This is a genomic window from Streptomyces sp. NPDC005195 (genome assembly GCF_040608315.1).
Taxonomy (GTDB): Bacteria; Actinomycetota; Actinomycetes; order Streptomycetales; family Streptomycetaceae; genus Streptomyces; species Streptomyces kaempferi.
Map to the genome: position 1 here is coordinate 1 of NZ_JBEXHZ010000004.1, position 26,287 is coordinate 26,287.

Consider the following 26,287-nt stretch of genomic DNA (forward strand, 5'->3'; position numbering starts at 1 on the left):
CAGGAGGTCCAGGAGGGCGACCTCATCGTGGTCCTGGAGGCCATGAAGATGGAACAGCCCCTCAACGCCCACCGCGCCGGCACCGTCAAGGGCCTCACCGCCGAAGTGGGCGCTTCCGTCACCTCCGGTGCCGCCATGTGTGACATCACCGGCTGATTCATGAGCGGATTCTCGGTGAATTCGCCATGGAACCGTGCGGTCCTCCGTCATTGTCTGCGTAATTCTGACCCGGTCTGACAATTACCTGACACAGGGAATATTGAAACCGCTCTCACCGCCCCAGATACTGAATAAGAGCTTTCGTCACCTGTCGTGTGGTGGGCCTCGAGGAGAGGGAAACGTATGTACAGCACGCTGATTGTGGCTCGGATGGAACCCGGGTCGAGCGTCGACGTGGCCAGGGTTTTCGGTGATTTCGACGACACGGAAATGCCGCACCGCATGGGAACGCGCCGGCGCCAGCTCTTCCAGTACCGGGGCCTGTACTTCCACCTCCAGGACTTCGACGCGGACAACGGCGGCGAGCTGATCCAGCACGCCCGGCACGACGCGCGCTTCGTACAGATCAGTGAGGACCTGAAGCCGTTCATCGAGGCGTACGACCCGGCCACCTGGCGCTCCCCGGCCGACGCGATGGCCACGCGCTTCTACAACTGGGAGGCGTCCGCGTGACCGGCCGACGAGTCGTCATCACCGGTATAGAGGTGCTGGCCCCCGGCGGTGTCGGGGCGAAGAACTTCTGGAACCTGCTGAGCGAGGGCCGTACGGCCACCCGCCGCATCAGCTTCTTCGACCCCAGCCCCTTCCGCTCCCGGGTCGCCGCGGAGATCGACTTCGACCCCGCGGAGCACGGACTGAGCCCGCAGGAGATCCGCCGGATGGACCGCGCGGCGCAGTTCGCGGTGGTCGCGGCCCGGGGCGCGGTCGCCGACAGCGGCATCGACCTCGACGCCCACGACCCGTACCGGGTGGGCGTCACCATCGGCAGCGCGGTGGGCGCCACGATGGGCCTCGACGAGGAGTACAACGTCGTCAGCGACGGCGGCCGGCTGCGTCTGGTGGACCACGCGTACACCGTCCCGCACCTGTACAACTACCTGGTTCCCAGCTCCTTCGCGGCCGAGGTCGCCTGGGCGGTGGGCGCGCAGGGCCCCAGCACGGTGGTCTCCACCGGCTGCACGTCCGGCATCGACTCGGTCGGCCACGCCGTCGAACTGCTCCGCGAGGGCTCGGCCGACGTCATGATCACGGGTTCGTCCGACGCCCCGATCTCGCCGATCACGATGGCGTGTTTCGACGCGATCAAGGCGACGACACCCAGGGACGACGACCCCGAGCGGGCCTCGCGCCCCTTCGACGGGACCCGCAACGGGTTCGTCCTCGGGGAGGGGGCCGCCGTGTTCGTCCTGGAGGAGCTGGAGAGCGCCCGGAGGCGCGGCGCCCACATCTACGCCGAGATCGCCGGATACGCGACGCGTTCGAACGCGTACCACATGACGGGTCTGCGGCCGGACGGCGCGGAGATGGCCGAGGCCATCACGACCGCGCTGGGCGAGGCGAGGATGAACCCGACCGAGATCGACTACATCAACGCGCACGGCTCGGGCACCAAGCAGAACGACCGCCACGAGACCGAGGCGTTCAAGCGCAGTCTGGGCGACCACGCCTACCGGACCCCGGTCAGTTCGATCAAGTCGATGGTCGGGCACTCGCTGGGCGCGATCGGTTCCATCGAGATAGCCGCGTCCGCGCTGGCGATGGAGAACCACGTCGTGCCGCCCACGGCCAACCTGACCACTCCCGACCCCAAGTGCGACCTCGACTACGTGCCGCTGGTCGCCCGGGAGCAGCTCACCGACGCGGTGCTCACGGTCGGCAGCGGCTTCGGGGGATTCCAGAGCGCCATGGTGCTGGCGCGTCCCGAGAGGAGCGTGGCATGACCACCACGGTGGTAGTGACCGGTCTGGGCATCGCCGCCCCCAACGGACTGGGCACACAGGACTACTGGGCCGCGACCCGGACCGGCAAGAACGGCATCGGACGGGTCACCCGCTTCGATCCGTCGTCCTACCCGTCGACCCTGGCGGGCGAGGTGCCGGGCTTTGTCGCCGAGGACGTGCTGCCGAGCCGGCTGCTGCCGCAGACCGACCGCATGACGCGGATGGCGCTGGTCGCCGCCGACTGGGCGCTCGCCGACGCGGGGATCGACCCGAAGGAGCTGCCGCAGTACGACATGGGCGTCGTCACGGCCAGTTCCTCGGGCGGCTTCGAGTTCGGTCAGGGCGAGCTGGAGAAGCTGTGGAGCCAGGGCAGCCAGTACGTCTCCGCCTACCAGTCCTTCGCCTGGTTCTACGCCGTCAACAGCGGCCAGATCTCCATCCGCAACGGGCTGAAGGGGCCCAGCGGCGTCATCGTCAGCGACGAGGCCGGCGGTCTCGACGCGGTGGCGCACGGACGGCGGCTCATCCGCAAGGGCACCCCGATGATCGTCTCCGGAGGGGTCGACGCGTCGCTCTGTCCCTGGGGCTGGGTGGCGCAGATGGCCGGCGGCCGGCTGAGCACCAGCGACGAGCCGACCCGCGCCTATCTGCCCTTCGACGCCGACGCGTCCGGCCATGTGCCGGGCGAGGGCGGCGCCATCCTGATCATGGAGTCGGCCGAGTCGGCGTGCGCGCGCGGCGCCCGGATCTACGGCGAGATCGCGGGCTACGGCTCGACGTTCGACCCACGGCCGGGCAGCGGCCGCGAGCCCGGTCTGCGCAAGGCGATCGAACTCGCCCTCGCCGACGCGGACGCGGCACCCGGGGATGTCGACGTGGTCTTCGCGGACGCGGCCGGCGTACCGGAGCTGGACCGGATCGAGGCCGAGGCGATCTCGGCGGTCTTCGGTGTCCGGGGCGTCCCGGTCACCGCGCCCAAGACGATGACGGGCCGGCTGTACTCCGGCGCGGCCCCGCTCGACATCGCCACCGCCCTGCTCGCCGTGGAGGAGGGACTGATCCCCCCGACGGTGCACGTCGACCCGGACGAGGAGTACGGGCTCGACCTGGTCCTCACCCAGTCGCGGCCCGCCCAGGTGCGTACCGCGCTGGTCGTGGCCCGTGGCTACGGCGGCTTCAACTCGGCCGTCGTCGTCCGCGCCGTCGACTGACCGGACATCCCGACGCCCGGCCGATCCGTCGCCCGGCCGGTCCGTTCCCCGCCAGATCCAATCGCCCGCCAGATCCATCGCCCGGCCGATCCGTCGCCGGACCGGCCCATCGCCCGACCGATCCATCTCGACCTGGGAAGGAACCCACGTGTCCACTTCGGAATTCACCCTGGACGACCTGCGCCGCATCCTGCTGGAGGGCGCGGGTGTCGACGAGGGCGTCGACCTCGACGGCGACATCCTCGACGAGCCGTTCGAAGTCCTCGGCTACGAGTCGCTCGCCCTGCTGGAGACCGGCAGCCGCATCGAGCGCGAGTACGGGATCGTCCTCGACGAGGACCTGCTGACCGACGCCGACACCCCGCGCGCCCTCATCGAGGCCGTGAATCACCAGTTCGGCGCCGACGAGCCCGCCGCCGCCTGACCCCGACGGCATTCCCGGGCCGGGCGAAACCTTTCGCCGCATCCGAGCGGTGCCTCGTCCGGCCCGGCCCCGCCGCAGACCACACGCCACAGGGAGAGGAAGCACATGTCAACGCTGGAGAAGCGGGTCGCTCTCATCACGGGGGCCACCAGCGGCATAGGTCTCGCGTCCGCCCGTGCGCTGGCCGCCGCCGGCCACCGGGTGTTCATCGGCGCGCGCAACGCCGACAACGTCGCGGCGACGGTCAAGACGCTCCAGGACGAGGGCGTCGAGGCGGACGGCAGTGTCCTCGACGTCCGCGACCCGGCCTCGGCCGCCGCCTTCGTACAGGCCGCCGTCGACCGCTTCGGCACCGTCGACGTCCTGGTCAACAACGCCGGCCGGTCCGGCGGCGGTGTCACGGCCGACATCGAGGACGAGCTGTGGACCGATGTCATCGACACCAACCTCAACAGCGTCTTCCGGCTGACCCGGGAGGTGCTCAACACGGGCGGCATGCGGCACAGGAGCCGTGGCCGGATCATCAACATCGCCTCCACGGCGGGCAAGCAGGGCGTGGTCCTGGGCGCCCCCTACTCCGCCTCCAAGCACGGCGTGGTCGGCTTCACCAAGGCCCTCGGCAATGAACTGGCCCCCACGGGCATCACCGTGAACGCGGTCTGCCCCGGCTACGTCGAGACGCCGATGGCCCAGCGCGTGCGCGCCGGGTACGCCGCCGCCTACGACACCTCCGAGGACGCCATCCTCGAGAAGTTCCAGGCCAAGATCCCGCTCGGCCGCTACTCCACCCCCGAGGAAGTGGCCGGCATGGTCGCCTACCTCGCCTCCGACACGGCCGCCTCGGTCACCGCGCAGGCCATCAACGTCTGCGGCGGACTCGGCAACTTCTGAGCGGCCCGCGTCACGCACACCCGCGTCACACCCCACCCCCGTCGGCCTCCCCGCCGGCAGCCCGTACCCAGCCATGGAGAAGAAAGCGTCATGACGACCCGTGAGGTAGAGCACGAGATCACGATCGCCGCGCCCGCACCGGCCGTGTACCGGCTGCTGGCGGAGGTCACCAACTGGCCGCGGATCTTCCCGCCCACCATCCACGTCGACCAGGTCGAGCGGAACGGCTCCGAGGAGCGGATACGGATCTGGGCCACCGCGGGCGGCGAGGCGAAGAGCTGGACGTCGCGCCGTGAACTGGACCCCGAGGGTCTGCGGATCACCTTCCGCCAGGAGATACCCGCCCCGCCGGTCGCGGCGATGGGCGGGACCTGGATCATCGAGCCGCTGGAGGAGAACGCCTCCCGGGTGCGGCTGCTGCACGACTACCGCGCGATCGACGACGACCCGCACGACCTGCTCTGGATCGACCAGGCGGTCGACAGGAACAGCCTCTCGGAGCTGGCCGCGCTGAAGAAGAACGTCGAGGTCGCGCACGCGGCGGAGGAGGTGACGTTCTCCTTCGAGGACACCGTCCTGGTCGACGGTTCGGCGAAGGACGTCTACGCCTTCATCAACGAGGCCCAGCTGTGGTCCGAACGCCTGCCGCACGTCGCCACCGTCCGCCTGGAAGAGACCACCCCGGGCCTGCAGACCCTGGAAATGGACACCCGCGCCAAGGACGGCTCCGTCCACACCACCAAGTCCTACCGCGTCACCTTCCCCCACCAGCGCATCACCTACAAACAGGTCACCCTCCCCGCCCTGATGACCCTCCACACCGGCCACTGGACCTTCACCGACACCGACGAAGGCGTCACCGCCACCTCCCAGCACACCGTCACCCTCAACACCGACAACATCCACACCATCCTCGGCCCCCAAGCCACCCTCACCGACGCCCGCCACTACGTCCACACCGCCCTCTCCACCAACAGCCGCGCCACCCTCACCCACGCCAAGGCCTACGCGGAGAGCAGGCGTTGACGATGACGACGGACCATCAGGACACCGACACGGCCACGTTGGACACCGACGTCCTCGTGGTCGGAGCGGGCCCCGCCGGTCTGATGCTCGCCACCGAGCTGAGGCTGGGCGGCGCCGAGGTGGTCGTCGTCGACCAGCGCCCCGGCCCGACCACCGAGTCGCGGGCCTCCACGCTGCACGCCCGCACCATGGAGATCCTCGACTCGCGCGGACTGCTGGACGCACTCGGTACGCCGCCGTGCGATCCGCGCGGCCACTTCGGCGGCGTACCGCTCGACCTGACACTGCCCGGCCCGTACCCGGGGCAGTGGAAGGTGGCCCAGACCCGTACCGAGGAGCTGTTGCAGCGCCGGGCGGCCGATCTCGGCGCGGATCTGTGGCGCAGGCACCAACTGCTGTCCCTGACCGTGGAGGACGGGGCGGCCGGCGTGGCCGAGGGTGTGGAGGCCGAGACCATCGGCCCCTACGGACCGGTCCGTATCCGGGCCCGCTATCTGGTCGGCTGCGACGGCGAGGACAGCACCGTACGGCGGCTGGTCCGGGCGCCCTTCCCCGGGCAGGACGCCAGACGCGAGCTGCTGCGGGCGGACGTCTCCGGCATCAGCGTCGCCGACCGGCGCTTCCAGCGTCTTCGGCACGGGCTCGCCATCGCCGCCACCCGGGACGGCGTGACCCGGGTGATGGTCCACGAGTTCGGTCGGCCCGTCGCCGAACGCGGCGGCGGCGAACCGGACTTCACCGAGGTCACCGACGTGTGGAAGCGCGTCACCGGCGAGGACATCAGCCACGGCACCCCGCTGTGGGTCAACGCCTTCGGTGACGCCAACCGGCAGCTCGCGCGCTACCGGCACGGCCGTGTCCTGTTCGCCGGGGACGCGGCGCACCGGCAGATGCCGAGTGGGGGGCAGGCCCTCAACCTGGGTGTCCAGGACGCCTTCAACCTCGGCTGGAAGCTCGCCGCGGTGGTGCGGGGCAGTGCCCCCGAGGAACTCCTCGACACCTATGACACCGAGCGCCACACCGTGGGCCGTCAGGTCCTCGCCAACATCCGGGCCCAGGTCGAGCTGCTGCTCGGCGGCCCGGAGGTCGAACCGGCCCGTGCCCTGCTCACCGAACTCCTCGCCGTGGACGGCGTACGCCGGCACCTGGCCGGGATGATCAGCGGCCTGGGCATCCGGTACGACGTCGGAGGCGTCGCGGACCACCCGGGCTACGGGGACGACGCGGGCGTCGAGGGTGACGGGGGAGCGGCGAGGGGGCGTGGTCCCGGGGCCGACACCGGCCCTGGTGCCGGCGCCGGATCCGGGATCGACGACTCCGGTGACACGGCCGCCGGGCATCCGCTGCTCGGGCGGCGGCTGCCGGACGCGTGGCTGGAGCCCGCGGGAGGTGGCACCCGGCGTCGTACGACCGAACTGTTGCGCACCGGTCGCGGGCTGCTGCTGTCCCTGAACGGGAACGGGAACGGTGCTGGTGCGGGGTCGCTGCGCGCGGCGGTGGAGCCCTGGTCGGACCGGGTCGTCTTCGTGGCCGGCCCTCCGGAGGCGGGGGGCCCGCTCCCCGCGGGCCAGGCCCTTCTCGTACGCCCCGACGGGTACGTGGCCTGGGCCGGCCCGCGTACTGACCGCCTGCCCGAGGCGCTGACCCGCTGGTTCGGCTTCCCGGCCGAGGCCGGCTGAGCGCGACCGTACGAACGTACGCAGACCCCCGGCGAACCCCCACCGGCTCGCACCCGCACTCGTACACGCACCCGCACACGAGGAACCGCACGCACGCCACCCACCGATGCGAAACGCGCCGACGCGCGCGAGGAAAGGACACCCATGGACGCGCAGAGGGACGCGGACGTCATCGTGGTCGGCGCCGGCCCGGCCGGGCTGATGCTGGCCGGGGAGCTGCGGCTGGGCGGGGTGAGCGTCATCGTCGCCGAGCGGCTGGAGCGGCCCACCGGACAGTCGCGCGGGCTCGGGTTCACCGCCCGCGCGATGGAGTCGTTCGACCAGCGGGGCCTGGTCCCGCGCTTCGGCGGCCTGGAGAAGAGCCCGATGGGCCACTTCGGCGGGGTGCAGTTCGACTACACCGTGCTGGAGGACGCCCACTTCGGGGCCCGCGGCATCCCGCAGTCCCGGACGGAGGCGGTGCTGGAGGAGTGGGCCCGCGACCTGGGCGCGGACATCCGGCGGGGCTGGGAGTTCCGGGCACTGGAGCAGGACGAGCACGGGGTCGACGGGGTCACCGTCACGCTGGCCACGTCCGCCGGGGAACGCGTGCTGCGCGCCGCCTACCTGGTGGGTGCCGACGGCGGGCACAGCCCGGTGCGCAGGGCCGCGGGTTTCGACTTTCCCGGCACACCCGCCACCAGGGGCATGTACCTCGCCGACGTGGTGGGCTGCCGGGTCAGGCCCCGCTTCCTGGGCGAGCGGCTGCCCGGCGGCATGGTGATGGCCGCGCCGCTGGAGGAGGGCGTGGACCGGATCATCGTCTGCGAGCACGGCACCCCGCCGGCCGACCGCAGCGAGACCCCGGAGTTCTCCGAAGTGGCGGCGGCCTGGCTGCGGTTGACGGGTGAGGACATCTCCGGCGGGGGCGCCGACTGGGTCAGCTCCTTCACGGACGCCACCCGGCAGGTCACCGAGTACCGGCGCGGCCGGGTGCTGCTCGTGGGCGACGCCGCGCACATCCATCTCCCGGCCGGCGGCCAGGGCCTGAGCACCGGGGTCCAGGACGCGGTCAACCTCGGCTGGAAACTGGCCGCGACCGTGCGGGGCACGGCACCCCAGGGCCTGCTGGACACCTACCACGACGAACGCCACGCGGTCGGCGCCCGGCTGCTGATGAACACCAGAGCGCAGGGCACGGTCTTCCTCGGCGGCCCCGAGTCCCAGCCGCTGCGCGACCTGTTCGCCGAGCTCATCGGCCACGACAGTGTCAAGCGTCATCTCGCCGGTGTGGTCAGCCACCTCGACGTCCACTACGACCTCGGCGACGGCGGACATCCGCTGGTCGGCCGCCGGCTGCCGCCCCGCGCGCTGGACACCGCCGCGGGCGAGGTCCGTACGCCCGAACTGCTGCACCCGGCCCAGGGCCTTCTGCTCGACTTCGCCGACGACTCCGTGGCGCGCGGGGCCGTGGCCCGCTGGAAGGACCGCGTCACCGTCGTCACCGGTACCCCACGGGACCCGGACGCCTTCGGCGGTGCCACCGCGCTACTGGTCCGCCCCGACGGCTACGTCGCCTGGGCGGACACCGGAACGGCGGAGCTGTCGGCCGCGCTGCACCGCTGGTTCGGCGCGCCGGAGGGCGGCTGAGATCCGACACCGACACCGGCGCCGACGGCGCGCCGCGTCCCGGTGAGCACGAGAGCCCGCACACCAGAGCACGACCACGAGAGGAAGTAACCCAGTGAGCGTTCCCACGGCCGAGACCATCCCCTCGTCCGTAACCGACTCGTCCGTAACCGGCTCGTCCGCAACCCGCGTGTCTGCGTCCGGCCCGGCCGTATCCGGCTCGTCGGTGCCGGGCTCGGCCATGTCGCCGGGCGTCCGTCCCGTGGCTCTGCGGGCCGGTGACGTCACGCTCTCCGCGTTGATCGCCCAGCCGGCGGGGCCGCCGCGGGCCACCGTCGTCGCGGTGCACGGCGGAGGGATGAGCGCGGCCTATTTCGACGGGCAGGCCCACCCCGACGTCTCCCTGCTCGCCCTCGGCGCCCGGCTCGGCTACACCATGGTCGCCGTCGACCGGCCGGGCTACGGGCTGTCCGCCGCGGACGCCCCGCGCGGGCAGACCCTGGCCGAGCAGGCCGGTGCGCTGCACGCGGCGCTGCGGCAGCTGGCCGGGCGCGCCGAGACGGGCGCCGGGGTGTTCCTGCTCGCGCACTCCTTCGGCGGCAAGCTGGCGCTGACGTACGCCGCCTGTCAGGCCGGCGACCCGGATCCGGCCGTACCGCCGCTGCTCGGGCTCGACATCTCCGGGCTCGGCCGCGACTACGCGGTCGACCCGGGCAACGGGCCCGACCCGCACCGGCACCGGAACTGGAAACGGAACTGGGGCGCTCTGCGCTTCTATCCGCCGAACACCTTCCGCGAGGCGGAGGCCATGGTCGCGCCCATGCCCCCGCGCGAGCGGGCGGAGGCCCTGCAGTGGCCGCGCCGGTTCCCGGTCGCGGCGGCGGCGGTGCGGGTCCCGGTGCGGCTGACCTTCGCCGAGCAGGAACTGTGGTGGCACCACGACGAGGACACGGTCGCGGACCTGGCCGCGCACTTCGCCTCGGCGCCGTCCGCCTCCGTCGACCGCCAGCCCGGCGCGGGCCACAACATCAGCCTGGGCTGGGCCGCCCGTACCTACCACCTGCGCGCGTTCGCGTTCTTCGAGCAGTGTCTCGCGCGCCGGACCGCGGGGCCGTCCATCACCCCCTGACGTCGGCTTCACCTTCCAGCTCGCCCCGCCACCACTCGCCGGGTCCGTCCTCCACCCGGGCGCGACCCTGGTCGGGCCGGCGGACGCGACGGCGGCGGCCCGCGGACGCAAGCCGCCGCCGGTCCGCTGCTCGCCGCGTTCGCCACCACCGCCCGCGGCGGCCGCCCGGCCGCCCGTGGCGTCACCGGCTCCGTGCCGCCCCCGGACTCCTGGAGACCGCGGCCGGCTGGTCGCCCACCCGCGTGTGGGCGGCCGTCCTGCTGTTCCTGACCCGCTTCGCCCCCGTCTCCTTCGCCCAGGCCGCCGACCACCGCATCCAGGTGGGCGGCGACGCCGCCCACGGCGGCCGGGTGAGGGTGTTCCACCCGCTCATCCTGCAAGGACTCACCCGCTCGGTGCTCTCCTCGTGGGCCGGCTCACCGTCCGGCACGGTGCGCGCTCCGGCTTCCCCGTGGGAGGGATCGCCCCGTCGGCGGCGGCGCTCGCGGTGCTGCTCGCGGGGCGGACACGCCGTCTCCTGAACAGCCACCGGTCACGTCCGGCACTGGGCCGGGCCCGGTCCCCACCACGAAAGGCAGCCTCATGAGCGAAGAGAACCCGTGCAGTTGGCTCGACCGGCTTCCCGATCCGGTCGCCCTGCGCGCCATGACTCCCGACGAGCGGGCCGGTGCCATCGGCCACTGCCTCCGGCTCGAACTGCACGACCTGCTCGCGGTCCCGCCGGGCCACCGGCTCTCGCCCGCCCTGTCGCTGCGCGGTCAGGGTCTCGACCCGCTCGACGCCCTGCACCTGGGGCGCCGGATCCGGCGCGCCCTCGACGCCGAGGTGCCCGCCGAGGTGCTGCGGGAGAGCACCGTCGGTGAGCTGACCGCGCTGCTCGCCCGCTGACCCGCCCGTATCCAGTCCTTCTCAGACCTCTCGACACATGTGAAGGGGAGATCCCCAGATGGAGCCCGCGATACCCATGGAACTCGACGGCCGACTGATGGAGCTGGCCGAACGCAAGGACACCGCCCGGGCCGGACAGGACCCGAAGGCCACCGAACGCCAGCACGCCAAGGGCAAGCTGACCGCACACGAGCGCATCGAGCTGCTGCTGGACAAGGGCAGCTTCCAGGAGGTCGAACCGCTGCGCCGGCACCGGGCCACCGGCTTCGGCCTGGAGGCCAAGAAGCCCTACGGCGACGGTGTGATCACCGGCTGGGGCACGGTCGAGGGCCGTACCGTCTTCGTCTACGCGCACGACTTCCGCGTCTTCGGCGGCGCGCTCGGCGAGGCCCACGCCTGCAAGATCCACAAAATCATGGACATGGCCATCGCCGCCGGGGCGCCCCTGGTGTCGCTCAACGACGGTGCGGGCGCCCGGATCCAGGAGGGTGTCTCCGCGCTGGCCGGCTACGGCGGCATCTTCCAGCGCAACACCCGGGCGAGCGGGGTGATCCCGCAGATCAGCGTCATGCTGGGCCCGTGCGCGGGCGGCGCGGCCTACTCGCCCGCCCTGACCGACTTCGTCTTCGCCGTCCGGGACATCTCGCAGATGTTCATCACCGGGCCGGACGTGGTCCGCGCGGTCACCGGGGAGGAGATCAGCCAGAACGGGCTCGGCGGCGCCGACATCCACGGCGAGGTCTCCGGGGTGGCGCACTTCGTGCACGACGACGAGGAGAGCTGCCTGGCCGAGGTGCGCTATCTGCTGTCGCTGCTGCCGTCCAACAACCGTGAGCTGCCGCCGCGTCAGGTGAGCGGTGACCCGGGCGACCGGTCCGGGGACGCGCTGCTCGACCTGGTGCCGCACGACGGGAACCGGTCGTACGACATGCGGGCGGTCGTCGAGGAGCTCGTCGACGACGGCGACCTCGTGGAGGTGCACGCGGGCTGGGCGCCGAACATCGTCTGCGCGCTGGCCCGTGTCGACGGCCACACCGTGGGGATCGTCGCCAACCAGCCGGCGGCCATGGCGGGAGTGCTGGACATCAAGGCGAGCGAGAAGGCGGCACGGTTCGTCCAGTTCTGCGACTCCTTCAACATCCCGCTGGTCACGCTGGTCGACGTGCCCGGGTTCCTGCCGGGCGTGGACCAGGAGCACGAAGGCATCATCCGGCGGGGCGCGAAGCTCCTGTACGCGTACTGCAACGCGACCGTGCCGCGGGTCTCCGTGGTGCTGCGCAAGGCGTACGGCGGCGCGTACATCGTGATGGACTCCCGGTCCATCGGCGCCGACATCGCGCTGGCCTGGCCGACGAACGAGATCGCGGTGATGGGTGCGGAGGGCGCCGCCAACGTCGTCTTCCGCAGGGAGATCGCGGCCGCGGACGACTCGGACGCGATGCGTAGAGAGAAAATCGACCAATACAAGAGGGAGTTGGTTCACCCTTACTACGCCGCCGAGCGTGGGCTGGTCGATGACGTCATCGATCCGCGCGAGACCCGGGCGGTCCTGGCCCGTTCGCTGTCGATGCTCGTCGCCAAGCACGCCGAACTGCCCCGCCGCAAGCACGGCAACCCGCCTCAGTGAGCGGCCCCGAAGAGTGAGTGAGGGAGGATCCATGACCGCACAGCACCCTGACACCGACCCCGTGGCCGGTCCGCTTTTCCGGATCGAGCGCGGTTGCCCCTCGCCGGAGGAACTGGCCGCGCTGACCGCCGTGCTCATGGCGGTGACCGCCGGCCCCGGCGTCGTACCGGACGATCTCGCCCGCAGGCACCAGGTCGTCGCCCTGTGGCGGCGGCCCGAGCGGATCACCGGCTTCGACGGTCCGCGCACCTGGCGAGCGGCGGCCTGAGCGGATCGCACGGGGGTGGAGCAGGCCGAAGGGCCGGAGAGTTCCCAGGAACTCTCCGGCCCTTCGACTGTGCGCTGTGCGGGGCCGGGGGAATCCGCGGTCCGGTCGGGGCCGGTCACCCGGAGGTCCGTGCCCCGCGGGGTGCGCTCTCAGCGCTCGAGGTCCCCGTGCTCGGCCGGGTCCCGGAGCATGGAACGCAGCCCCGGTTCCATCCGCACAAGACGTGCGACCGCGTCCGGGGCGTACAGATACGCGGTGGGCACCGCGCGCACGGCGACGGGCCGGTCCCCGGCACCGGCCAGGGCCACCGCGGCGATATGGGTGGAGCAGAGCGGAAGGTTGCCCACCACCCAGCCCGTCGGCCGCTCGGCGAGTCCGGCCTCGCCGAGGTAGTCGCGGTCGGCGCCCCGCGTCAGCCCGGTGCCCAGACCCTTCAGATACGCCTCCTTCCGCGTCCACAGCCGGCCGAAGGCCATGGTCCGCTCGTGTGCGGGCAGCTTCCCGAGCTCGTCCCGCTCGGACGGGTGCAGCGCCGGCAGACACACCTCGACGGTCTCGGCCGACGGCAGCCGCTGTACGTCGGCGCCCACCCGCGCCTCGGCCACCACCACGATCGCCAGACCGTGGCTGTGTGAGAGCGAGAACTGCGGGGCGCCCCCTGGCACGCCGAGCACCACGGGCCGGCCGTGCCGCTCGCCGTTGCCCTTGTGCCGCTCGCCGGCGAGGTGGAGCCGGCTCGGTTCGATGCCGGTGTATCCGGCCAGGACCCGGCGCAGTCCCACATGCGCCGCGGCGTACATCTGGCGGTCGTCGGGCCGGCGGTAGGAGTCGGCCCTCCCTCGCTCGTGCGCGTCCAGTTCGTCGTACGGGACATCACGCGGCGAGTCGGGCGGTGGCAGCAGCCACACGTCCAACTCCCCCCGCGCCACCGCGAGCCGGCGCACCGCCGGGATCAACGGCGGCCTTCCGCGTAGGCCTTGGCGTGGGTGAGGGTGGCGCGGCTGTTGGTGGAGAGGGCGGTGTGGACGTAGTGGCGGGCGTCGGTGAGGGTGGCTTGGGGGCCGAGGATGGTGTGGATGTTGTCGGTGTTGAGGGTGACGGTGTGCTGGGAGGTGGCGGTGACGCCTTCGTCGGTGTCGGTGAAGGTCCAGTGGCCGGTGTGGAGGGTCATGAGGGCGGGGAGGGTGGTCTGTTTGTAGGTGATGCGCTGGTGGGGGAAGGTGACGCGGTAGGACTTGGTGGTGTGGACGGAGCCGTCCTTGGCGTGGGTGTCCATTTCCAGGGTCTGCAGGCCCGGGGTGGTCTCTTCCAGGCGGACGGTGGCGACGTGGGGCAGGCGTTCGGACCACAGCTGGGCCTCGTTGATGAAGGCGTAGACGTCCTTCGCCGAACCGTCGACCAGGACGGTGTCCTCGAAGGAGAACGTCAGCCCGGCATCGGCGACCTCACGCTCGGCGTTCTCCTTCAGCGCCGCCAGCTGTGCGCGGGCGTCGCGATCGACCTCGGCACCGATCCTGTCCAGTGCCTCGGAGGTGTCGTCCACGGCCCGGAACTCGTGCAGCAGCCGTACCCGGGAGACGTTCTCCCCCAGCGGCTCGACGAGCCAGGCGCCGCCGATCCCGGCGATGTGTGCTTCGTTGGTCAGGTGCTGGAAGTTGACCCGCAGTGCGGCGGGTTCCACGATCCGGCGGAGCGGGCGGCTGAACGGGCCGGCCTCCGCGGACGGCCCGCCCTTCGTCGACGGCCCGCCGTCCGCGGGTGGCGCGGATTCCCAGATCCGCAGCCGCTCCTCGCCCTCGGGGGCCTGCTCGTGTGCGACGTGGATGACCGAGGGGAAGATCCGGGGCCAGTTCCCCACCTCGGCGATCAATCGGTGGACCGTGTCCGCCGGGACCGCGACGTTGATCTCGTGCGCGACTTGGCGCATGCCCGGGTGCTCCATGCTTGCTGTCTCCTCGTCCTGGTGTGGAGCGCGCGGACGGGACGGGCGGACCGGGAACGGTGCCGGACGGAAAAGCCGCTGCCGGGAGGGGGAATTCCCGGCAGCGGCCGGCCAGTGGGGGTGGGAACGCGCCCATGTGTCCGCGTCCGTGCGCGATCTTGATGGACGTCCTTCTGCCGTGCGGCGCGGAAGGGCGTTGTTTCACGTGAAACCGGCGGTTGGCTCCCGCCGTGTGGTGACGCGCTGTCAGGACCGGGCGGCGGGCCGGTCGCCGCCCGCCCGGCCCGCCGCCCGGTGGCTCACTCGGCCGCGGAGCGGGTGTGCACGACCCGGTAGGTGTTCTCGTCCTGCCAGGTCTGCAGGGCGGTGACGCGGGCGTCGACCTTCTGGCGCTCCGGGGAGCGCTCCCCCTGCGGCACGGAACGGAAGGCGTCGTACGCCTCCTTGCTGTCCCACTGGGAGTAGACGACGACGAATTTGCCGTCGAGGCCGCGGGCCCGCAGGCTGCGCAGAACCGTGTGGGTGCGGTAGCCGGGGACGTCGACCAGCCACGTCTGGGACTCGCCCAGAGCGTCGATCAGGTCCTCCTGGTCGTCCGGCAGCACACCGAACAGTTCGATGGACGTGTAGTCGTCGCGGTCCGGGGAGATCTCCGTGACGCCGCCCAGCTCCGGCTTCTGCTGGGTGAAGGCGATCTCGTTCTGGAGCAGACGGATCGACGTGGTGATCTCGCCGAAGAGCGGCAGGGTCCGGTGCTTGAACTCCTCACCCGCGTAACGGCTCTCCAGGTCCTCGGTGCTGCGCCACTGGATGAAGTTGGCCGTTCCCGGCTTGTCCTCTCCGGCGTGCACCGTGCTCGACATCCAGCCCTCATAGGCCGCCGTGTCGACGATCTGGCGCATCGCGGCGAGCAGCTTGACCTGCTTCTCGGCGGTGTCGGTCGAGAACAGGTTGAGAACGGTCAGGTGCTGACCATCGGCTGCGATCTTCGGCATTCTCTCGTCTCTTCCGTTCGAGGAAAGGTGAGTGGCGAATGGAGGTACGAATGCAGCATGGCAAGCGGATCTGCCCATGTGAAAGGCTCCGCGGTTCAGGAACGACGGCTCATTTGTCAATTGTTCGAGGGGGGTGTCAGATCTTTCCCCACTTCGTCAGAGCTGTGAAAAACGGCCTTGGTCGCCGATTGGCGCGGGCGCCATGCTCGGGTAATGCAGCCAGGCCCGGAAGAATCAGAGATATCCACTCTCCTGGACCGGTACCTCATCGGTCTCGACGACGACGAACTCGACGACGCGTGGGCGCGGGGGCTCTTCACGAAGGACGCCCTGGTCGAGTTCCCCATGAGCCGGCACGAGGGTCTCGAAGGACTTGCCGGCTACCACCGTGACGCGCTGACGGCCTTCGCCGCCACCCAGCATCTGGGCTCACCCGCGTACGTCGCCCTGGACGGCGACGGCGAGCGGGCCACGCTGCGCGCCAACCTCGTCTCGACCCATGTCCACCACCCCGGTGCGGCGGACGAGCCCCTGTTCCAGGTCGGCACCCTCGCCACCGGTGAGGCCCGCCGCGCCGCCGAGGGCTGGCGGCTCTCCTCCCTGACCTTCCGTGTGCTGTGGAGCCGCGGGACCCCGCCCCGACCCCAGGAGCCCCGATGACGACTCTGGCGGCGGCCAGCGCCCAGGACATGAAGCTCGCGATCATGCTCGCCGACATCGGGGTGGTGCTCGTGGCGGGCGCCGCGCTCGGCAGGCTGGCGCAGAAGCTGCGCCAGCCGATGGTGGTCGGTGAGATCACCGCGGGCATCCTGCTCGGCCCCAGCGTCCTCGGCCTGCTGCCGGGGAACCTGACCGAGCGTCTCTTCCCCGTCGACGTCCGGCCGTTGCTCTCCGCGGTCTCCCAGGTCGGCCTGATCCTGTTCATGTTCGTCGTCGGCTGGGAGTTCGAGAAGCGGCTGATCCGGCCGCACGCCCGGCTCGCCGCGGGCGTCTCGCTGTCGTCGATCGCGATGGCGTTCGGCCTGGGGGTGGCGCTCGCCCCCTTCCTGTACGACGAGCACGCGACCGTGGCCGGGCACCACATCTCCTTCGTCGCGTTCGCCACCTTCATCGGCACCGCGATGTCCGTGACGGCCTTCCCGGTGCTGGCGCGCATCCTCACCGAGAACAAGCTCCTGGACACCCGGGCCGGTTCCCTCTCGCTGGCCAGCGCCGCCATCGACGACCTGCTCGCCTGGTGCCTGCTGGCGTATGTCTCCGCGCTGGTCACGGCGGACGGAAACTACTCCGACCTCGCCCGCATCGGGCTCTTCAGCGCCGCCTATGTCGCGGGGATGCTGCTGGTCGTACGGCCGCTGGTGGCCCGTCTCGTCTGGCGCTGGGCGGCCACCGAGCGCTGGTCCGCGTTGCTCGCGGTGCTCTGCGCGGGCGCCCTGGCCTCGGCATGGCTGACCACCTGGATCGGCATCCACGCCATCTTCGGGGCTTTCCTGTTCGGGTTCGTGATGCCCCGTGAGCCCGCGATGGTCCTGGCCGAGCATCTGCGCAAGCCGATGGACCACGTCAGCGTCGTGCTGCTCCCGGTCTTCTTCATCGTCACCGGGCTCGGCGTGGACCTCGGCGCGCTGACCTCCGGCGACCTCGTCGCGCTCGTCGCGATCATCGTCGTGGCCTGCGCCGGCAAGCTGGTCGGCGCGATCCTGCCGGCTCGGCTGGCGGGGTTCTCCTGGCGGGAGGCGAAGGACCTGGGGCTGCTGATGAACACCCGGGGTCTGACCGAACTCATCATCCTCAACGCCGCGGTGAGCCTGGGCGTGCTCGACGGACGCATGTTCACCATGCTCGTGATCATGGCTCTCGTCACGACGGCGATGGCGGGACCGCTCCTGTCCCGGCGCCGTCCGGTGGCGGCCGACGTGTCCGAGGCACCGGAAGCGTCGAAGGTGGCCGGGACGTCCAGGGCGTCCGGGGAGCCGACCCCGTACGGCCCGGAGGCCGCCGTGGACTTCATCCACCCACGCGGCTGAATCCCGCGCACCCGGTCCGAAGCGTGCGCGTCTCTCCGCAACCAGCAACCAGCAACCAGCAATCAGCAATCAGCAACCAGCAACCCGTATCCGAGAACGAGAGGGCTGTCGTGATACCCGTTTCGCAAGCCATCCCCGAGCAGCTCGGTCCGGTCGACGGCCGTGTGCTGCGCACCGTGTGCGGGCACTTCGCCACCGGTGTCACGGTGATCACCTCGGGCAGCGGTGAGAGTGCCGCGGGCGCCACGGTGAACTCCTTCACCTCGGTCTCCCTGGAGCCGGCGCTGGTGCTCATCTGCCTGCACGACAACTCCCGGCTGCTGCCGGTGGTCCAGGAGTCCGGCGGCTTCGTCGTGAACTTCCTGACGCAGCGGCAGGAGCCGGTGGCCTGGGCGTTCGCCGGCCGGCGGACCGCCCGGATCGAGGAGGTGCCGCATCACCGGTCGGTCCACGATCTGCCGGTGCTCAGCGAGGCGCTGGCACACCTGGAGTGCCGGCTGGCCGCCGAGTACGACGGCGGCGACCACACGATCCTGCTCGGCGAGGTCGTCTCTCTGGGCGCGCCCGCGGGGGAGGAGGACCCGCTGATCTTCTTCCAGGGCGCCATGCGGGAACTCGGTGACGACCGGGTTCTGCCGGGCCGGTGACCGCGTGACGGCCGGATCGTGCCGGGTCGGTGACCCGGTCACGCTCGCGGGCGGTGCCACGGTGGGCGGGCCGGGCTCAGGGGCGTCGGACCGCGGCCTGTTCCTCCGCCGTGTCGAAGTCCTGACGCGCCCGCTCGACCAGCGGCAGGTGCACCGTCGACCAGTCCGTGAGCGAGGCGAACAGCGGCGCCAGGGTCCGTCCCAGGTCGCTGATCTGGTACTCCACCCGGGGCGGCACCTCGGGGTAGTACGTGCGGATCACCAGTCCGTCGCGCTCCAGCTGACGCAGCCGCTGGGTCAGCACCTTCGGCGTGATGGTGCCGATGTTGCGCTGGAGCTCCACGAAGCGCTGGGTGCCGAAGGCGTTCAGCGTCCACAGGATCGGTGTGGTCCAGCGGCTGAACACGATGTCGAGGACCGGCTCGATCAGGCAGGGCTGCCGGGAGCCGGCCGCGGCCGCGTGCGCGGCTCCGGGTCCTGCCGGGACCGTGAAGGCGTCCGTGACGACGTCCGCGACGGCGCTGTCGCCCACGGTCCCGGCATCCCTCGTCCTGGCGCCCCCGGGTGCCGCGCCGCCGTTCCTGGCCGTGGTGCTCTTCATGCCGATCATCACCTTCCGGGAAGTCACTTTCCTCTAGGTACCTACTTTACTCAGGATGCTAGCTTCCGAGAAGCCAGCGATAACCGCACCTCCCCGCACGTCCCCGTCCCAGAATCCTCATGCTCCTAGGGAGTGACATGTCCATCCAAGAGTCCACCCACAGCCCCGCGGTGGCGGGCGACTCCGGGCCGGTCCGCCGCCCCGGACTCATCCTGGCCTTCCTCTGCCTGGCCGGTTTCATGACCTTCCTCGACGTCTCGATCGTGAACGTCGCCCTGCCGACCATCGAGGACGAACTCAACATCTCCACGACCGCGCTGCAGTACGTGGTCACCACCTACGGCATGCTCCTGGGCGGCTTCCTGCTGCTGACCGGCCGGCTCGCCGACACCCTCGGCCGCCGCCGGATGCTCCAGACCGGCCTGCTCCTGTTCGCCGGTGCCTCCCTGCTCGCCGGGGTCTCGCAGAACGCCGCGATGCTGATCGGCGCCCGCGGCGCCCAGGGCCTGGGGGCGGCGTTCATCGCCACCGCCGCGCTCAGCCTGCTGACCAACAACTTCGAGGAGGGTCCGGCCCGCAACAAGGCCCTCGGCGCCTGGGGCGCGCTCAGCGGACTCGCCGCCGTCGCCGGCGTCACCCTCGGCGGTCTGCTCACCGACGGCCCCGGCTGGCGCTGGATCTTCTTCATCAACGTGCCGATCGGCATCATCGGCGCCCTGGTCGCCCCGATGGTCGTCGGCGAGAGCCGCTCCGCCGAACGCAGCAGGTCCTTCGACGTCGCCGGCGCCGTCACCCTCACCGGTGGCCTGGTCGCGCTGATCTTCACCCTCGGCCAGACCGTCTCCGACTCCGACGTCCCGACCGGCCGGGTCATCGGCGGCTTCGTCCTCGCCGCGCTCCTGCTCCTCTCCTTCGTCCTGATCGAGCGCCGCGCCAAGGAGCCGCTGATGCCGCTCGGCGTCTTCCGCCGCCCCTCGCTGCGCGCCGCCAACGTCATCGCCGTCCTGCTGCTCGGCACCTGCGTGACCCTGTTCTTCTTCGCCAGCCTCTTCATGCAGCAGGTCCTGGACTACTCCGCCGTCAGGACCGGCTTCGCCTACGTGCCGCTCGCGGTGCTCACCGCCGTCGGCGCCGGCATCGCCTCCCAGGTCGTCACCAAGGTCGCCGCCAAGCCCGTCCTGCTCGTCGGTCTCGCGCTCGCAGCGACCGGCATGATGCTCCTGTGGCGCGCCCCGTCCGACGCCTCGTACCTGACGGACGTGCTGCCCGCCTTCGTCCTCATGGGCCTCGGGCTCGGCATGTCCTTCGTCCCGCTGCAGGTCTCGGCGTTCGCCGGGATCGAGGAGCGCGAGTCGGGTCTCGCCGCCGGTCTCATCAACACCGCCCAGGAGGTCGGCGGCGCGCTCGGCCTGGCCGTCGCGGCGACCTACGCCTTCCGCCGCGTCGACGAGCTGACGGCCAAGGCCCACGGCGTCCCCGCCCTGGTCCAGGACGCCCGTACGACCGTCTTCCACGACGCGTTCCTCGTCGGTGCCTGCTTCGCCGCGGCCGCCTTCCTGGTGACCCTGGTGCTGCTGCCGCTGACCAAGTCCTCCGAGCAGTCCTCGGCCGTGCCCGCGCACGCCTGACGGCAGAACGGACCCGGCCATGTCCAAGCATCTGCCCCTGTCCGCCACGGCGGAGGAGTTCCTCGCCGAGAACGCCCTGTGCACCCTGACCACCCTGCGCCCGGACGGCACACCGCACGTGGCGCCCGTACGGTTCACCTGGGACGGCGAGGCGGGCCTGGCCCGGGTGATGACCACCGTGCACCGCCGCAAGTCCCGCAACCTGCTGGCCGGGGCCGGCGGCGGCCGGGCCGCCGTGTGCCAGCTGGTGGGACCCCGCTGGATCACCCTGGAGGGCCCGGCGACCGTTTCCACCGACCCGCCCCGGGTGGTGGAGGGGATGCGCCGCTACGCCAAGCGGTACTGGTCCCAGCCGCCGCAGCCGCCGGGCCTGGCGGTCATCGAGATCGCGGTGGACCGGGTGATGGGCCTGTACTGAACCCGAGGGAGCCGAGCGAGACGAGAGGGTGCCGGAAGACGTTCCCGGCACCCTCTCCCGTGCTCCCCGTGCGCTTCGCGCCCGGTACCACCCGGTAGCTGCCGGGCCTCTGACGAACTTGTCAGAACTTGTCAGAGCTCTGTACCGGCGGCCATTCAGCTTCCCGGGAACCCTCGGAATACTGGAGAAAACGCCAGCGGGAGAGGGAATATGGACGCTTTCAATGCCGATGTGATCGTTGCCGGTGCAGGACCCTCAGGGCTCATGCTCGCAGGGGAACTCCGCCTCTCGGGTCTCTCGGTCATCGTGCTCGACCGGCTGGAACAGCCGATGCAGCAGTCCCGCGCCCTGGGATTCTCGGCCCGTACGATCGAGGAATTCGGCCAGCGTGGACTTCTCGGGGAATTCGGCCCGCTGGAGACCATACCCGGCGGCCATTTCGGTGGACTTCCCCTCGACTACCGCATTGTCGAGGGAGGCAATTTCGGGGTCCGCGGAGTTCCGCAGTCGCGCACCGAGGCCATCATCGACAAGTGGGCCACGCGGCTGGGCGCCGACATCCGCCGCGGCCACGAGGTCATCGGCGTGACGCAGGACGAGGACGGCGTCCGGATCGAGGTCGCGGGGCCCGAAGGAGTGGAGACCCTGCGCGCCGCGTACGTCGTCGGCTGCGACGGAGCCCGCAGCACCGTCCGCCGGCTGGCCGGGATCGACTTCCCCGGAGTCAGCGCCACCATCGAGATGAAGATGGCCGACGTCGCCGGCGTCCAGCTGCGGCTGCGCCCCACCGGCGAGGTCGGCGAGGCCGGCATGGTCGTCGTCCTGCCGCTCGGACCGGGCGCCACCCGCGTGGTGGTCTTCGAACGCGACGCGGGCGTCCGTCCCACCCAGGAGCCGCCCACCTTCGAGGAGGTGGCCGCCGCCTTCCAGCGGGTCACCGGCGAGGACATCAGCGGTGCCCAGCCGCTGTGGACCAGCTACTTCACCGACGCCAGCCGGCACGCCGCCGAGTACCGCAAGGGCCGTGTCTTCCTGGCCGGCGACGCCGCCCACATCCACCTGCCGATCGGCGCCCAGGGCATCAGCGCGGGCGTCGGCGACGTGGTCAACCTGGGCTGGAAGCTCGCCGCGGCCGTCAAGGGCCACGCCCCCGCGGGCCTGCTCGACACGTACCACTCCGAGCGCCACCCGGTCGGCGCCCGCATCGTCCACAACACCCTCGTCCAGCGCACCCTCTACCTCGGCGGCCCCGAGGCCCAGCCGCTGCGCGACCTGTTCGCCGAGCTGGTCCGGATCGAGGACGTACGGCGTCACCTCGTCGGCCTGGTCACCGGCCTCGACATCACCTACGGAGCCGTCGAGGGCGGCCACCCGCTGCTCGGCCGCCGGCTGCCCGACCAGGACCTGCTGGTCGGCGACGACAAGACCACCACCTACGAGCAGTTGCACGCGGGCCGTCCGGTCCTGCTCGACCTGCACGACAGCGCCGCGCTGCGCGAGGCGGCGTCCGGCTGGGCCGACCGCGTCGACGTCGTCACCGCGACGCGGCCCGACGCCGGAGCCCCGGCCGCCGACCTCCTCGTACGTCCCGACGGCTATGTCGCCTGGGTCGGCGCCGACGGCTCCGCCGAGGGACTGACCGACGCGCTCGCGCGATGGTTCGGCGAGCCCCGCGACGCCGCCTGAGACCCACCCGGACCCCCGACCGGTCGACCCCGGACCCCCGTAGGACGCGCGCCACCCATCCGACCCGTCCGTGAAACGAGAAAGAGGAGTGCGGTCTTGCCCACCAAGGCTGAGGAAGCGAAGAAGGCCGACAAGGCCGCCGAGTGGACCGAATGCGACGTAGCCATCCTGGGGTCGGGCCTCGCGGGCTCGATCATGGGAGCGATCCTGGCCCGCCAGGGCGCCGACGTGGTGCTCATCGACGCGGGGCAGCATCCCCGGTTCGCCGTAGGCGAGTCCCAGAACCCGCAGCTCGTCGAGTGGCTGCACATTCTGGCCGTGCGCTACGACGTGCCCGAGATCAAGCACATGCTGGACGTGAAGGCGGTCACCGAGCACATCGGTCCGACGCACGGCCGCAAGCAGAGCTTCGGTTTCGTCACGCAGCGGCCGGGCCGCGAGCCGGACCCGCGCGAGGCGACGATGTTCGTCATCCCGAAGATGCTCACCGAGGCCGTGCACCTCTTCCGCCAGGACACCGACTCGCACTATCTGAACGTCGCCGCCAAGTACGGCTGCACCCTGCGCCAGAACTGGTTCGCCACCGACCTGGACGTCGACGACGACGGCGTCACGATCACCGGCAGGAACGGCGAGGTCTTCCGTGCCAAGTACCTGATCGACGCGAGTGGCTTCCGCTCCCCGCTGGCCGAGAAGTTCGACCTGCGCGAGAACCCGCCCCGGCACAAGCACCACGCCCGCTCGCTCTTCACGCACTACGTGGGCATCAAGCCGTACGACGACGTGTGCAACTACCCGGACGCGCTCCGCCCGCCCGCCGAGTCACCCTTCCACGGCGGCACCCTGCACCACCTCATCGAGCGCGGCTGGTTCTGGATCATCCCGTTCGACAACTACAAGGACTCCAAGAACCCTGCCTGCAGTGTCGGTCTGACCTTCGACGAGCGGCTGTACCCCAAGCCGAAGGACATGACGCCGGACCAGGAGTTCCACCACTACCTGGACATGTACCCGGCGGTGAAGCGGCAGTTCGACGGTGCCAAGCGGATCCGCGAGTGGGTCTCCACCGACCGGATCCAGTACTCCTCCAAGCGCACCATCGGCGCCCGCTGGTGCCTGATGTCGCACGCGGCCGGCTTCATAGACCCGCTGTACTCACGCGGCCTGTCCAACACCTTCGAGGTCGTCGACGCGCTCGCCTACCGGATCCTGGACGCCCTGCGCGAGAACGACTTCACCGAGGAGCGCTTCGAGTACGTCGAGCGCCTGGAGCAGGGACTCCTGGAGTACAACGACAAGATCGTCAACAGCTCGTACATCGCCTTCAGCCACTTCCGGCTGTGGAACGCGGTGTTCCGGGTCTGGGCCTGCTTCACCACCCCGGCCACCATGCGGCAGATCATGGCGCGCCAGAACTTCCAGCTCGACGGTGACGACCGGCACTTCAAGGAGATGGAGAAGGCGCCGTACACCGGCTTGTGGTGGCCGGACAGCCACGCCTTCAAGGTCCTCTTCGACATCACCGCCGAGACCTGCGAGCGGTACGAGGCCGGCGAGATCGACGGTGACAAGGCCGCGGACATCGTCTTCGAGGCGATCCGCGACTGCGAGTCGGTCAACACCCCCTTCGGCTGGAAGGGCCCCGAGGACCTCCGGTTCTTCCGGGCCACCACACCCACGATGATGAAGTTCATGTGGTGGGCGAGCACCTCCGGCCCCAAGGAGATGCGCGACCTCGGCCGTTCGATGCTCACCGGAGTCGTCAAGCAGGCCATGAAGGGCCGCAAGGTCTCCTGACCCCGGCCGCGACCACCCCCGCCCCGCCGGGTCCCCTCCCCCAGGACGCGGCGCCGGGCCCGCCCTCCCCCCGCGGGCCCGGCGCCGTCCCTTTCCTGAGCCCGGGTTCATCTCCGAGTCGGGGGCTTTTGAAGCGAGGCCCTTCCCCGGCCCCTGCGGCCGGCTTGTCCTGCGAAGGGTTCCCTCCAGCCGCTCCTCGGGCTCGCACCCTCTCCAGTCCTTCTCCCCCCACTGGCAACCACCGTCTCCTAGAACCCTCTAGAACCTTGGGACATCCGTGATCACTCGTAGAGCACTGATCGGTGCGGGATCCGCCGCCGTCGGCCTGGCCGTCCTGCCCACCAGCCCTGTCCTCGCGGGCTCCGGCACCACACCCTGGAGCACCCTCGCGGGCAAGCTCCAGGGCCGTCTGGTGCTGCCCGGCGACTCCGCGTACGCCGTGGCCAAGCAACTGGAGCTCGGCCAGTTCGACGCCGTCAACCCGCGGGCCGTGGCGTACTGCGTCAGCTCCGCCGACGTCTCCGTCGCCCTGCGCTTCGCCCAGACCTACGGCCTGCCGTCCGCCGTCCGCAGCGGCGGTCACAGCTTCGCGGGCTACTCGACCACGCCCGGTCTGATCATCGACGTCTCGCGGCTGAACGCGATCACCGTGGGCGACGGCACGGTCGACATCGGCCCCGGCGCCAAGAACGTCGAGATACTCAACGCCCTCGCGCCGCACGGCCTGGTGGTCAGCGAGGGCGGCTGCCCCACCGTGTCGGCCGGCGGTTTCCTGCAAGGCGGCGGCTTCGGCTTTCTGACCCGCCCGCTGGGCATGGCCTGCGACGCGGTCACCTCGGCCGAGGTGGTCCTCGCCGACGGCCGGGTGGTCACCGCGTCGCCGACCAGCCACTCCGACCTGTTCTGGGCGATCCGCGGCGGCGGTGGCGGCAACTTCGGTGTCGTCACCCGCTTCACGGTCACCCCGCACGAGGGCGACCAGATGGCGATCAGCAACCTGATCTTCCCGTACGACCGTGCCGCCGACGTGCTGCACGGGGTCGGTCAGTGGCTGGTCGACGCGCCCCGCACCATCGGCGGCGGCGCCTACCTCGTCCAGCCGGACGCCGCGCCCGGCACCGTACCGGCGCTCAACGTCTTCCTCGCCTCCCGCGGCACCCCGGCCGAACTGGCCTCGGAGTCCGCACGGCTGCTGGCGCTCACCGGCGCGGTGACGGCCCGCCAGGACGCGGTCATGACGTACCAGCAGGTCATGATGATGATCTTCGGCTGCGGCACGCTGACCGAGGACCAGTGCCAGCGCGCCGGGAAGTCCCCGAGCGGCGTGCTGACCCGGCCCGCCTTCGGCCTGGAGCGGACCCGGCTGGGCAGCACGCCGTACGCGCAGAGCGACTGGGCGGACGTGCTGACGGCCTTCGACGCCGATCGAAGGGCAGGCCAGGCCCGCTACCTCGACCTCCACTTCTTCGGCGGGGCGGCCAACGACCTCGCCCGCACCGACACGGCGTACGTGCACCGCGACTCGCTCTTCTCCGTCAACTACCGGGTCCTCGTCAACGACCCGGCACAGGTGACCGCGGAGGCCAGGAGCGTCGCCACCGGCTGGGCGGACAACGGGTTCGCGACCATCGACCCGCTCTCGAACGGCGAGACGTACCAGAACTGGATGGACGCGGAGCTGACGGACTGGCGGCAGTCGTACTACGCCGAGAACTACGCCCGGCTGTCGGTCGTGAAGGCCAAGTACGACCCGCACCGGTACTTCAGGTTCGCCCAGGGCATCGGGGCCTGAGAGGTGTCCGGCGCGCCGCCTCCACCGCTTCCACCGCCACCACAGTGACCCCGCTGACCTCGG

26 protein-coding genes are annotated in these 26,287 nt (G+C 71.1%); 22 read left to right on the forward strand and 4 right to left on the reverse strand.

The genetic code is table 11. From position 1 onward, the window contains the following. The 14 genes from ABZV34_RS06245 to ABZV34_RS06310 all read left to right on the forward strand — a co-directional run. Nucleotides 1-156, forward strand: a 156-nt coding sequence (locus ABZV34_RS06245; RefSeq protein ID WP_356272320.1) for a biotin/lipoyl-containing protein, incomplete at its 5' end; no start/stop codon positions are given. Between the two features lie 186 nt (nucleotides 157-342). Further along, entirely contained in the window at nucleotides 343-672 is a 330-nt protein-coding gene (locus ABZV34_RS06250; RefSeq protein WP_356271814.1) for a TcmI family type II polyketide cyclase, read from the forward strand. Continuing rightward, the gene (locus tag ABZV34_RS06255) at nucleotides 669-1,940 is read left to right on the forward strand and encodes a beta-ketoacyl-[acyl-carrier-protein] synthase family protein (protein WP_356271816.1); all 1,272 of its coding nucleotides are present in this window, start codon (nucleotides 669-671) and stop codon (nucleotides 1,938-1,940) included. Before ABZV34_RS06250 ends, ABZV34_RS06255 begins: the two co-directional genes overlap by 4 nt. Next, nucleotides 1,937-3,151 (forward strand): ketosynthase chain-length factor, encoded by a 1,215-nt coding sequence (locus ABZV34_RS06260; protein WP_356271818.1) that lies wholly within the window; start codon nucleotides 1,937-1,939, stop codon nucleotides 3,149-3,151. Before ABZV34_RS06255 ends, ABZV34_RS06260 begins: the two co-directional genes overlap by 4 nt. A 148-nt stretch (nucleotides 3,152-3,299) precedes the next feature. Next, a complete protein-coding gene (locus tag ABZV34_RS06265) occupies nucleotides 3,300-3,575 on the forward strand; it encodes an acyl carrier protein (RefSeq protein ID WP_168529085.1) in 276 nt (91 codons plus the stop codon). Between the two features lie 105 nt (nucleotides 3,576-3,680). Next, a complete protein-coding gene (gene fabG, locus ABZV34_RS06270) occupies nucleotides 3,681-4,466 on the forward strand; it encodes a 3-oxoacyl-ACP reductase FabG (RefSeq protein WP_356271819.1) in 786 nt (261 codons plus the stop codon). 90 nt (nucleotides 4,467-4,556) lie between these two features. Continuing rightward, nucleotides 4,557-5,492, forward strand: a complete 936-nt coding sequence (locus ABZV34_RS06275; RefSeq protein WP_356271821.1) for an aromatase/cyclase — start codon at nucleotides 4,557-4,559, stop codon at nucleotides 5,490-5,492. Nucleotides 5,493-5,494: 2 nt separating this feature from the next. Next, complete coding sequence (locus tag ABZV34_RS06280) at nucleotides 5,495-7,171, forward strand: FAD-dependent monooxygenase (RefSeq protein WP_356271823.1); 1,677 nt, start codon at nucleotides 5,495-5,497, stop codon at nucleotides 7,169-7,171. Nucleotides 7,172-7,315: 144 nt separating this feature from the next. Beyond that, a complete protein-coding gene (locus tag ABZV34_RS06285; RefSeq protein WP_356271825.1) occupies nucleotides 7,316-8,800 on the forward strand; it encodes an FAD-dependent monooxygenase in 1,485 nt (494 codons plus the stop codon). A gap of 220 nt (nucleotides 8,801-9,020) precedes the next feature. Then, nucleotides 9,021-9,908, forward strand: a complete 888-nt coding sequence (locus tag ABZV34_RS06290) for an alpha/beta fold hydrolase (RefSeq protein ID WP_356272321.1) — start codon at nucleotides 9,021-9,023, stop codon at nucleotides 9,906-9,908. Nucleotides 9,909-10,150: 242 nt separating this feature from the next. After that, the gene (locus ABZV34_RS06295) at nucleotides 10,151-10,429 is read left to right on the forward strand and encodes a hypothetical protein (RefSeq protein ID WP_356271827.1); all 279 of its coding nucleotides are present in this window, start codon (nucleotides 10,151-10,153) and stop codon (nucleotides 10,427-10,429) included. 61 nt (nucleotides 10,430-10,490) lie between these two features. Further along, on the forward strand, nucleotides 10,491-10,796 hold the full coding sequence (locus ABZV34_RS06300) for an acyl carrier protein (RefSeq protein ID WP_148014262.1): 306 nt from the start codon (nucleotides 10,491-10,493) through the stop codon (nucleotides 10,794-10,796). Between the two features lie 58 nt (nucleotides 10,797-10,854). After that, nucleotides 10,855-12,423: an acyl-CoA carboxylase subunit beta gene (locus ABZV34_RS06305; protein ID WP_356271829.1), complete on the forward strand. Its 1,569-nt coding sequence runs from the start codon at nucleotides 10,855-10,857 to the stop codon at nucleotides 12,421-12,423. 31 nt (nucleotides 12,424-12,454) lie between these two features. Further along, nucleotides 12,455-12,691, forward strand: a complete 237-nt coding sequence (locus ABZV34_RS06310) for an acyl-CoA carboxylase subunit epsilon (protein WP_168529092.1) — start codon at nucleotides 12,455-12,457, stop codon at nucleotides 12,689-12,691. A 149-nt stretch (nucleotides 12,692-12,840) separates the two neighbouring features. On the opposite strand, the gene ABZV34_RS06315 is transcribed toward ABZV34_RS06310, so the two are convergent. The 3 genes from ABZV34_RS06315 to ABZV34_RS06325 all read right to left on the reverse strand — a co-directional run bounded on the left by ABZV34_RS06315 (nucleotide 12,841) and on the right by ABZV34_RS06325 (nucleotide 15,628). Then, on the reverse strand, nucleotides 12,841-13,647 hold the full coding sequence (locus ABZV34_RS06315) for a 4'-phosphopantetheinyl transferase superfamily protein (protein WP_356271831.1): 807 nt from the start codon (nucleotides 13,645-13,647) through the stop codon (nucleotides 12,841-12,843). Beyond that, a complete protein-coding gene (locus tag ABZV34_RS06320; protein WP_356271833.1) occupies nucleotides 13,644-14,633 on the reverse strand; it encodes an aromatase/cyclase in 990 nt (329 codons plus the stop codon). The genes ABZV34_RS06315 and ABZV34_RS06320 overlap by 4 nt, the downstream gene beginning before the upstream one ends. Before the next feature lie 299 nt (nucleotides 14,634-14,932). Continuing rightward, nucleotides 14,933-15,628: an antibiotic biosynthesis monooxygenase family protein gene (locus tag ABZV34_RS06325; protein ID WP_356271835.1), complete on the reverse strand. Its 696-nt coding sequence runs from the start codon at nucleotides 15,626-15,628 to the stop codon at nucleotides 14,933-14,935. Nucleotides 15,629-15,841: 213 nt separating this feature from the next. On the opposite strand from ABZV34_RS06325, the gene ABZV34_RS06330 reads away from it, so the two are divergent. The 3 genes from ABZV34_RS06330 (at nucleotide 15,842) to ABZV34_RS06340 (ending at nucleotide 18,302) form a co-directional block, all read left to right on the forward strand. Continuing rightward, entirely contained in the window at nucleotides 15,842-16,288 is a 447-nt protein-coding gene (locus tag ABZV34_RS06330; RefSeq protein WP_356271836.1) for a nuclear transport factor 2 family protein, read from the forward strand. Next, on the forward strand, nucleotides 16,285-17,655 hold the full coding sequence (locus ABZV34_RS06335; protein WP_356271838.1) for a cation:proton antiporter: 1,371 nt from the start codon (nucleotides 16,285-16,287) through the stop codon (nucleotides 17,653-17,655). Before ABZV34_RS06330 ends, ABZV34_RS06335 begins: the two co-directional genes overlap by 4 nt. Nucleotides 17,656-17,765: 110 nt before the next feature. After that, nucleotides 17,766-18,302 carry a flavin reductase family protein gene (locus tag ABZV34_RS06340; protein ID WP_356271840.1) on the forward strand — a complete coding sequence of 179 codons (537 nt, stop codon included), beginning with the start codon at nucleotides 17,766-17,768 and terminating at the stop codon, nucleotides 18,300-18,302. A gap of 76 nt (nucleotides 18,303-18,378) precedes the next feature. On the opposite strand, the gene ABZV34_RS06345 is transcribed toward ABZV34_RS06340, so the two are convergent. After that, nucleotides 18,379-18,732 carry a helix-turn-helix domain-containing protein gene (locus tag ABZV34_RS06345; protein WP_356272323.1) on the reverse strand — a complete coding sequence of 118 codons (354 nt, stop codon included), beginning with the start codon at nucleotides 18,730-18,732 and terminating at the stop codon, nucleotides 18,379-18,381. A 308-nt stretch (nucleotides 18,733-19,040) separates the two neighbouring features. Here ABZV34_RS06345 and ABZV34_RS06350 point away from each other — a divergent pair, with 308 nt between their 5' ends. The 5 genes from ABZV34_RS06350 to ABZV34_RS06370 all read left to right on the forward strand — a co-directional run bounded on the left by ABZV34_RS06350 (nucleotide 19,041) and on the right by ABZV34_RS06370 (nucleotide 26,224). Further along, nucleotides 19,041-20,531 carry an MFS transporter gene (locus tag ABZV34_RS06350; protein WP_356271842.1) on the forward strand — a complete coding sequence of 497 codons (1,491 nt, stop codon included), beginning with the start codon at nucleotides 19,041-19,043 and terminating at the stop codon, nucleotides 20,529-20,531. A 19-nt stretch (nucleotides 20,532-20,550) separates the two neighbouring features. After that, entirely contained in the window at nucleotides 20,551-20,949 is a 399-nt protein-coding gene (locus ABZV34_RS06355) for a pyridoxamine 5'-phosphate oxidase family protein (RefSeq protein ID WP_356271844.1), read from the forward strand. A 210-nt stretch (nucleotides 20,950-21,159) separates the two neighbouring features. Further along, nucleotides 21,160-22,635 carry an FAD-dependent monooxygenase gene (locus ABZV34_RS06360; RefSeq protein WP_356271846.1) on the forward strand — a complete coding sequence of 492 codons (1,476 nt, stop codon included), beginning with the start codon at nucleotides 21,160-21,162 and terminating at the stop codon, nucleotides 22,633-22,635. Nucleotides 22,636-22,731: 96 nt separating this feature from the next. Continuing rightward, complete coding sequence (locus ABZV34_RS06365; protein ID WP_356271848.1) at nucleotides 22,732-24,432, forward strand: FAD-dependent monooxygenase; 1,701 nt, start codon at nucleotides 22,732-22,734, stop codon at nucleotides 24,430-24,432. A gap of 277 nt (nucleotides 24,433-24,709) precedes the next feature. After that, nucleotides 24,710-26,224, forward strand: a complete 1,515-nt coding sequence (locus ABZV34_RS06370; RefSeq protein WP_356271850.1) for an FAD-binding protein — start codon at nucleotides 24,710-24,712, stop codon at nucleotides 26,222-26,224. Nucleotides 26,225-26,287: the final 63 nt, after the last annotated feature.

What these genes read in the sequence shown, in the direction of transcription:
- ABZV34_RS06325 (WP_356271835.1), bottom strand. Translation starts at nt 15,628, where the DNA reads ATGCCGAAGATCGCAGCCGATGGTCAGCACCTGACCGTTCTCAACCTG.
- ABZV34_RS06280 (WP_356271823.1), top strand. Translation starts at nt 5,495, where the DNA reads ATGACGACGGACCATCAGGACACCGACACGGCCACGTTGGACACCGAC.
- fabG (WP_356271819.1), top strand. Translation starts at nt 3,681, where the DNA reads ATGTCAACGCTGGAGAAGCGGGTCGCTCTCATCACGGGGGCCACCAGC.
- ABZV34_RS06290 (WP_356272321.1), top strand. Translation starts at nt 9,021, where the DNA reads ATGTCGCCGGGCGTCCGTCCCGTGGCTCTGCGGGCCGGTGACGTCACG.
- ABZV34_RS06360 (WP_356271846.1), top strand. Translation starts at nt 21,160, where the DNA reads ATGGACGCTTTCAATGCCGATGTGATCGTTGCCGGTGCAGGACCCTCA.
- ABZV34_RS06275 (WP_356271821.1), top strand. Translation starts at nt 4,557, where the DNA reads ATGACGACCCGTGAGGTAGAGCACGAGATCACGATCGCCGCGCCCGCA.
- ABZV34_RS06260 (WP_356271818.1), top strand. Translation starts at nt 1,937, where the DNA reads ATGACCACCACGGTGGTAGTGACCGGTCTGGGCATCGCCGCCCCCAAC.
- ABZV34_RS06305 (WP_356271829.1), top strand. Translation starts at nt 10,855, where the DNA reads ATGGAGCCCGCGATACCCATGGAACTCGACGGCCGACTGATGGAGCTG.
- ABZV34_RS06320 (WP_356271833.1), bottom strand. Translation starts at nt 14,633, where the DNA reads ATGGAGCACCCGGGCATGCGCCAAGTCGCGCACGAGATCAACGTCGCG.
- ABZV34_RS06310 (WP_168529092.1), top strand. Translation starts at nt 12,455, where the DNA reads ATGACCGCACAGCACCCTGACACCGACCCCGTGGCCGGTCCGCTTTTC.
- ABZV34_RS06285 (WP_356271825.1), top strand. Translation starts at nt 7,316, where the DNA reads ATGGACGCGCAGAGGGACGCGGACGTCATCGTGGTCGGCGCCGGCCCG.
- ABZV34_RS06355 (WP_356271844.1), top strand. Translation starts at nt 20,551, where the DNA reads ATGTCCAAGCATCTGCCCCTGTCCGCCACGGCGGAGGAGTTCCTCGCC.
- ABZV34_RS06335 (WP_356271838.1), top strand. Translation starts at nt 16,285, where the DNA reads ATGACGACTCTGGCGGCGGCCAGCGCCCAGGACATGAAGCTCGCGATC.
- ABZV34_RS06300 (WP_148014262.1), top strand. Translation starts at nt 10,491, where the DNA reads ATGAGCGAAGAGAACCCGTGCAGTTGGCTCGACCGGCTTCCCGATCCG.
- ABZV34_RS06330 (WP_356271836.1), top strand. Translation starts at nt 15,842, where the DNA reads ATGCAGCCAGGCCCGGAAGAATCAGAGATATCCACTCTCCTGGACCGG.
- ABZV34_RS06250 (WP_356271814.1), top strand. Translation starts at nt 343, where the DNA reads ATGTACAGCACGCTGATTGTGGCTCGGATGGAACCCGGGTCGAGCGTC.
- ABZV34_RS06350 (WP_356271842.1), top strand. Translation starts at nt 19,041, where the DNA reads ATGTCCATCCAAGAGTCCACCCACAGCCCCGCGGTGGCGGGCGACTCC.